This is a genomic window from uncultured Arenimonas sp., from assembly GCF_963976025.1.
In the GTDB taxonomy this organism is placed as follows: domain Bacteria; phylum Pseudomonadota; class Gammaproteobacteria; order Xanthomonadales; family Xanthomonadaceae; genus Arenimonas.
In genome coordinates this window covers 1-6979 of record NZ_CAXBJS010000143.1, presented here as the reverse complement: position 1 = coordinate 6979, position 6979 = coordinate 1, and the positions used below count along the sequence as shown (strand labels likewise).

Here is a 6979-nt window from a genome sequence, read left to right as displayed (position 1 = left end):
CGCGCCGGTCGAGGGCCTTGTCGGGGAAGGGCGCCGGGTCGAAGGTGTCGTAGAGCTGCTCCAGCGACTGCAGGCGAAGGTGGATGTCGGCCATGGCTCAGTCCTTCGGCTGCCCTGCGCGCACTCCTGCCAGGCGCTCGCGGGCGATGGCGCGGATAACCCGGCGTATCGCGGGCGGAAACGGCGAACGACGAGCGCAGTGGCGCAGCAGCAGGGCGTCGTCCTGGGCCTCGCCCAGCGCCGTGGCCTGGTCGGCCGACACGCCGCCAGCCGGCCGGAACGCCGGTGCGACGGCCTGCAGCAGGCTGTCCTGCTGGCGAAGGCGACGCAGGCGGCGGCGCAGCACGTGCCAGCGTTCGTCGTCTTCGGGATGACGTTTCACGCGCCGGCGCGCCTTGGCTACCCGGCGTTCGCTGCGCGCAACTGCCTTGGCGACATCTTTTTCACGCACGGCGTCCCAGTCCAGTTTCGCCAGCCTGATGGCGAGGGCGTCGAGTCGTGCGCGGCGACGCGCGAATCCCGGATCACGTTCGAGCGCAGCGGCCAGCATCGCGTTCCGCCGCGCAGTCGCCAGCACCATCGCTTCGGGCAGGATGTCGCGCAATTCGGATGGGAGCCTGGGCGCCAGTCGCTGCAGGGCTTCGAGCAGGGCCTGGGCATCCCGCAGCGCGCCCATGCCCTGGCAGGCGGCTGCGAGCGCCGCGTCAAGCCGGCGGCCCTTGTCGCCCAGCGCGCGCGGGGCAAGGGCCAATGCCGCGCGGGCGCGGCGCAGGGACTTGCGTGCCTGGTGGACGCCGTCGTGACGAGCTTCGCCTTCACGCCCCAGCTGCGACGCGGCACCGGCAAGCTGGTCGAGCGCGTAGGCACGCAGGTCGCCGCCCAAACCCTGGCCCTTGGGCACAGCGCGCACTTTCGCGGCCTTGGGCATGGGCAGTCACTCCTGCAAGGGATAACGCCACCCTAGCCCCGCCGCGGGGCCCGGCCCTTGATGTGCATCAATTGGACCGCTCAGGGCAGGCGCGGGTGCCCGGCCTGTGAACGTGCGCGCTCGGGCGGTCCGAACAGCTGGCCCAGGCGGGCGCGCGGGCCGCGGGCGCGCCAGGCGTCGCGCAGCATGTCGCCCCATTCGTGGAAGGTCAGAACCAGCGGGTTGTGGCTGCGCACGGGCTTCACGAGCCCATAGCGGCAGGGTTCGGCATCGTCCTCTGGTTCGAAGGTGCCGAAGAGTTTGTCCCAGACAATCAGCACGCCGGCGTAATTGCGGTCGATGTAGCGAGCGTTGCTGGCGTGGTGCACGCGATGGTGCGAAGGCGTGTTGAAAACCTGTTCAAGCCAGCCCAGCCGACCCACCGCCTGGGTGTGCACGAAGAACTGGAAGGCCAGGTTGATCGCAACCACGGTGACGATGTGCGTGGGCGAAAACCCCAGCAGCGCCAGCGGCAGCCAGAACAGCCACATGCCCGACACCGGATAGGTGATCGACTGCCGGAATGCCGTCGACAGGTTCAGCCGCTCGGACGAGTGGTGGGTGACGTGCGAGGCCCAGCACCAGCGGATGCGGTGCGCGGCGCGATGGAACCAGTAATAACAAAAGTCCTGCGCCACGAAGAGCAGCGCGATCGTCCACCACGTGGTCGGGATTTCGAACAGGCGGAACCGGTGCAGCCACCAGAACACGCCGATCAGCGCCAGCCAGGCCAGCGCATCCACGGCCTGGTGCATCAGCGCCAGGCTGGCGTTGGAAAGTGTGTCGCGCCAGCTGTACATGGCCGGCTGCCGGCGCCGCCAGTACCAGGCTTCCCAGACCACGAACCCCAGGAAAACCGGCGCCAGCGCCAGCAGCAGCCATTCGCCCATCAGGGCGCGGCTTCCAGCGGGGCTTCGAGCGAACGGGCCATGTTCTTCAGGCAGCGGTGCATGGCGCGGCGCATGAACAGGTGCAGCACCACCACGGCCACGGGCGCCAGCCAGCGTTTGGCCAGGGTGAACTCGTAGTCCCAGCGAACGCGGCAGCCGAACTCGTGGCCGGCCAGGCTCCACATGGCCTCGCCCTGCGATACCAGCCAGGCCATCGGCGGGCGGAAGCCGCTGAGCGTGTAGCCGTGGCGCACCGGCGGGTCGTGTTCGATCACGCGTTCGGTGAGCACGTTGCCGTCCACCAGGTGCACGCGGCGCTGGCTGCCGACCGCCAGGTCGGAGTGCAGGCGGATGCCGCTGATGCCTTTCACCGGGCCAAAGCCGGTGAAAAACACCGGGAAACGATCGGGATTGGTCGCCAGTTCGAAGGCGACTTCGGGGGTGCAGGGCAGGCTGCGTTCGGCGGAGACGGTAAGGCGCATGCACGGATTTTGACCCGGCGCGGCGGGGGTGTCCACGACTGGCGCTAGACTGGCCTCCAGCCCCCGGGAGCAAGCCGATGAGTGAAACCATCTACGAAGCCCTGCGCGAAAGCCATGAAATCCAGCGTTCCCTGTGCCGCCGCCTGCTGCGCACCAGCGCCCGGGGCGACGACCGCCAGGAAATCTTCACGCAGCTGCGCATCGAACTGGCCGCCCACGCCGCGGCCGAGGAGCGCTACCTCTACGCCCCGCTGCTGATGCACGACGGCGGCCTCGATGCCTCCCGCCACGCCCTGCACGAACACCACGAAATCGACGAACTGGTGGAAAAACTGCTGGAAGGCGAACCCTCCGACCGCGGCTGGATGAACACCGCCCGGGCCCTGTCGCACCAGGTGCACCACCACCTGCGCGAGGAGGAAAAGAAGTTCTTCCAGGTCTCGGGCAAGCTGCTCACCGAGGCGCAGAAGACCAAACTCGCAGGCCAGTACCGCCGCGACATCAGGCGCATGCGCAAGGCTCTGGCCGAAGGCTGATCCTCAGCCCGCGCGCTGCCGCAGCGCCAGCCAGCAAAGCGCCACGGTGCTGGCGTCGCCCAGCGCGGTGTGCCGCGCGATGACCGGGATGCCCAGGGCGCCGGCAATGGCGTCGAGTGAAAGATCCACGTGCGCATGCGGGTCGGCCAGGCGCCGGTGGTCCAGCCAGGCCTGGCCCAGCTCGGCGCGGCGGTTGGGCAGCGGGAAACCCATCACCACGCGCATCGGACCATCGAGCATGGCGACGTCGAAAGCCAGGTGGTGGCCCAGGAGCGTTCGTGGGCCCAGCCAGCGCAGGAAGCCGGGCAGGATGTCGCGCAGCTGCGGCGCATCGGCGACGTCGGCCGGCGTCAGCCGGTGGTGGCGGATCGATTCGATGTCGAAGGCGCGGCCCGGGTGCACCAGGGTTTCGAAACGTTCGGCCAGCCGCACCCGGCCCTCGCGTACCGGCACCGCGGCCAGGCTGAGGATGGCGTCGCTGCGCGGGTCCAGGCCGGTGGTTTCAAGGTCCAGCGACACCCATTCGTCCTTCGGCGGCCTGGCGAAAAGCGGCGACCACTCGTCGCCGGCGTGGCGGCGGCCCAGCCACCAGCGGCGCAGCGGGTTCATGGCCTAGCCGCCCAGGTGGAACACGTCGGCCACGTGTTCCTTGAACGCGTTGACCACGCGCAGGGCGTCGCGCAGCAGTTCGCGGTCGAGCCGCCGCAGCGCGGCGACGTCGACGCCGTTGGACGGCGGCCGGCCGGCGTCGATATCGGCCAGCTGCTGGCCCAGGCGCAGGCGCATCAGCACGGCCAGCGCCTGCGGCACGTCGCGGCCCAGCTCCGGCGACAGGGCGCCGGCCTTCACCAGCGAGGCGCAGCGGTCGAAGCTGTTGCGGTGGGCGATGCCATGGCGCAGGGCCAGCACGCGCAGACCGTGCACCAGCGGGAATACGCCGCCGCGCTTGAGGTCGGCGCGGCCGTCGGTTTCGCGCACCTGGCCCAGCCAGGTGAGCGGGTTGCCCTTGCTCAGCGTGGCTTCGGCCAGGTACTTAAGGCCGATGGCATCCTGGCCCAGCGCCTGCATCGCCGGGCGCAGTGAATCGTAAAGCGCGGCATTGCCGGCCACGGGCCGGGCATCGAGCGTGATCGCCAGGTCCAGCGCGCTCTGGCCGTCGGCCACGCGCGCCCATTCGCCGATGCGTTCGCGCCAGGCGCTTTGGCTCAGCCGCCAGTGCGGGTTGTTCACCATCACCTTGCCCGGGCAGGGCGGGTAGCCGATGTGTTCGAGCGCCGCGGAGAAGGCCTTCATCGCGTCGGGCAGGCCCGGCCAGTCGAAGCCGTCGGCCAGCACCAGGGCGTTGTCCTGGTCGGTCTTGAGGATCTGTTCGCGGCGACCTTCACTGCCCAGCACCAGCAGGCACAGGCTTTCGTGGTGCTCCGCCGGCACGCACAGCGCGAACAACCGCGCCAGGATGCGGCTGTTGAGCGCGCTGACCATTTCCATCAGGTAGCTCATCTTGGCGCCCTGGGCGTGCAGCTGGCGCACCAGGTCGGTCATGCCGCGGGCGGCGTCGGCGATCTCCTCCACGCTGGCGGCGCGGGCCAGGCGCAGGCTGATCAGGTGCGAACTGCTGGCGTAGTGCGCCAGCACCTCGGCCAGGCCGAGGCTGCCGATGGGCTGGTCGTCGGCGTCGCGCACGATCACGCGCTCGACGTGGTGTTCGGTCATGCTCACCAGGGCCTGGAACAACACTTCGTCGGCGCGCACGGACAGCAGCGGCCGGCTCGCGAGCGGGCCGACCGGCGCATCGCGGTCAAGGCGCCGCACGGCCAGGGCGTCGAGCAGGTCGGTGCGCGTGATGATGCCCGGCCCGTCTTCGCCGGCCCCCGGTTCGACCAGCAGGCAATCGACGCGGTGTTCGCGCAGCGCGCTGGCCGCGGCGGCGATGCCGGTGTCCTGCGGCACGGCATGCACTGGCGCCAGCTGCGCGTCGGCGATGCGGGTGAGCATCAGCCGGCCCAGTTCGCTGGGCTGCTGCTGGTCGGCCAGCAGCTTTCGTTTCACCGACAGCGCTTCGTGGAAGTAGGCGGCGAAGCGCGGGTTGTCGGCCAGCAGTGCCTGGAAGGTGTCGGCGGGCACCAGGAAGCAGACCGTGTCCTGCACCGCCTCGTAGCGGTGCCGCGCCCGCCCGGCGATGACCGCAAAAGCGCCGAACAGGTCGCCCGGGCCGTAGTCGGCGAAACGCGTGCTGTCGGCGCCGCGGCCGTCGAAGGCCTGCACCTCGCCCTTCAGGATCACCTGCACGTGCGCGGACGGCTCGCCGGCCTCGATGATGCGGCTGCCGGCGGCGTGGTAGGCCAGGTCGACGGCGGCCGACAGCCGCTGCTTCTGGCCGGCGTCGAGCAGGTCGAAGGGTGGGGAATCGAGGTCCAGTCCGGGCACGGGCGTGGCCATGGCCGCCAGCCTGACACGACGCGGGCGCGGCGTCAGCGGTGGCGTGCCTACGACTTTGGTCGAAGCCGGCAGGTGGCGGCCGGCGCTACACTCGGCCGGTCCGCAGGTTCCCCGGGGGAGGGGCCGTGATTGCAGGCTGGATCCTGCTGCTGGTGTCGGTTGGCTACGTCGGGCTGCTGTTCGGCGTGGCCTGGCTGGGCGACCGCAAGCCCGTGTACCCGCGCCGCAACTGGCTGCGGCCCATCATCTATTCGCTGGCGCTGGCGGTTTATTGCTCGTCGTGGACCTTCTACGGCGCGGTCGGCACGGCGGCGACCACCGGCCTGGGCTTCCTTCCGATCTACCTGGGGCCGATCCTGCTGTTCCTGTTCGGCTGGCGCATCCTTGAACGCCTGGTGCTGGTGGCCCGGGAACAAAGCACGGTTTCGATCGCCGACTTCCTGGCCGCGCGCTACGGCCGCGCCCAGAACATCGCCGCCACCGTCACGCTGATCGCGGTGATCGCCGCCATCCCCTACATCGCCCTGCAGTTCAAGGCAGTGGCGATGAGCATCGACGTGCTGTCGGGTGCGCCCTCGGACGGCAGCGGCAGCGTGCTGACCGACCCGGCGCTGTATTCGGCCCTGCTGCTGGCCCTGTTCGCCATCCTGTTCGGCACCCGCGAAATCGACGCCACCGAACACCACCACGGCATGATCCTGGCGGTGGCGCTGGAGTCGCTGGTGAAGCTGGTGGCCTTCGCCGCGGTCGGCGTGTTCGCGCTGGGGCACCTGCCCGGCAGCGAGGACATGCTTTCGCGCTTCCAGTCAGCCACACGCGATTTTGTCGCGCCGGGCATCCCGCAGGGTTTCATGGCGCAGACGCTGCTGGCCTTCGCGGCCATCGTCTGCCTGCCGCGCCAGTTCCACGTGGCGGTGGTCGAATGCGGCGAAGTCGCCGACGTGCGCCGGGAGCGCTGGCTGTTCAGCGCCTACCTGCTGGTGATCTGCGTGTTCGTGCTGCCGATCACCTCGGCCGGGCAGGCGTTGTTCGCCGGCGCCGGCGTGGCGCCCGACACCTACGTGCTGGCGCTGCCGATGGCCTTCGACAATACGGCGCTGGCGCTGGCCGCGTACGTGGGTGGTTTTTCCGCCGCCACCGGCATGGTGATCGTGTCTTCGGTGGCGCTGGCGACGATGGTCAGCAACGACCTGGTGATGCCGCTGCTCTGGCGCGGCAGCCTCACCGACCCCAGCCAGCGCCAGCACCTGGGCCGGCGCGTGCTGTGGGTGCGGCGCATCGCCATCGTGGCGATCGCGCTGCTGGCCTATGCCTATTACCGCGGCGCCGGGGAATCGGGGTCGCTGGCGGCCTTCGGCCTGCTGGCCTTTGCCGCGGTCGGGCAATTCGCGCCGGCGCTGATCGGCGGCCTGTACTGGCGCGGTGCCAGCCGCCGCGGCGTGATGGCCGGCCTGGTCGCCGGCTTCGTGCTGTGGGGCTACACCCTGCTGCTGCCCACGCTGACCCGCGCCGGCTGGTTCGACACTGCCTGGCTGCACCTGGGCCCGCTGGGCATCGCCTGGCTGCAGCCCGAAAGCCTGTTCGGCCTGCGCGGCTGGGACCCGATCACCCACGGCACCTTCTGGTCGCTGCTGGTGAACGTGCTGGCGCTGCTGGTGGTGTCGG

At 70.2% G+C, this 6979-nt stretch carries 6 protein-coding genes and 1 pseudogene; 2 read left to right on the top strand and 5 right to left on the bottom strand.

Translation table 11 applies throughout. From position 1 onward, the window contains the following. Positions 1–97 precede the first annotated feature (97 nt). The 3 genes from AACZ35_RS10890 to AACZ35_RS10880 form a co-directional block, all read right to left on the bottom strand. A complete protein-coding gene (locus tag AACZ35_RS10890) occupies positions 98–928 on the bottom strand; it encodes a CHAD domain-containing protein (RefSeq protein ID WP_339829118.1) in 831 nt (276 codons plus the stop codon). 80 nt (positions 929–1008) lie between these two features. Beyond that, positions 1009–1857 carry a sterol desaturase family protein gene (locus AACZ35_RS10885; RefSeq protein ID WP_339829116.1) on the bottom strand — a complete coding sequence of 283 codons (849 nt, stop codon included), beginning with the start codon at positions 1855–1857 and terminating at the stop codon, positions 1009–1011. Beyond that, entirely contained in the window at positions 1857–2339 is a 483-nt protein-coding gene (locus AACZ35_RS10880) for an SRPBCC family protein (RefSeq protein ID WP_339829114.1), read from the bottom strand. The genes AACZ35_RS10885 and AACZ35_RS10880 overlap by 1 nt, the downstream gene beginning before the upstream one ends. Before the next feature lie 77 nt (positions 2340–2416). Between AACZ35_RS10880 and AACZ35_RS10875 the strand changes: the two genes are divergently transcribed. Continuing rightward, the gene (locus AACZ35_RS10875; protein WP_339829112.1) at positions 2417–2875 is read left to right on the top strand and encodes a hemerythrin domain-containing protein; all 459 of its coding nucleotides are present in this window, start codon (positions 2417–2419) and stop codon (positions 2873–2875) included. A gap of 3 nt (positions 2876–2878) precedes the next feature. Here AACZ35_RS10875 and AACZ35_RS10870 read toward each other — a convergent pair whose 3' ends face one another. Then, positions 2879–3484 carry a 3'-5' exonuclease gene (locus AACZ35_RS10870; RefSeq protein WP_339829111.1) on the bottom strand — a complete coding sequence of 202 codons (606 nt, stop codon included), beginning with the start codon at positions 3482–3484 and terminating at the stop codon, positions 2879–2881. 3 nt (positions 3485–3487) lie between these two features. Further along, positions 3488–5314 carry a DUF294 nucleotidyltransferase-like domain-containing protein gene (locus AACZ35_RS10865; protein WP_339829109.1) on the bottom strand — a complete coding sequence of 609 codons (1827 nt, stop codon included), beginning with the start codon at positions 5312–5314 and terminating at the stop codon, positions 3488–3490. Between the two features lie 125 nt (positions 5315–5439). Here AACZ35_RS10865 and AACZ35_RS10860 point away from each other — a divergent pair. Then, positions 5440–6979, top strand: a pseudogene (locus tag AACZ35_RS10860) (hybrid sensor histidine kinase/response regulator); the annotation flags it as partial.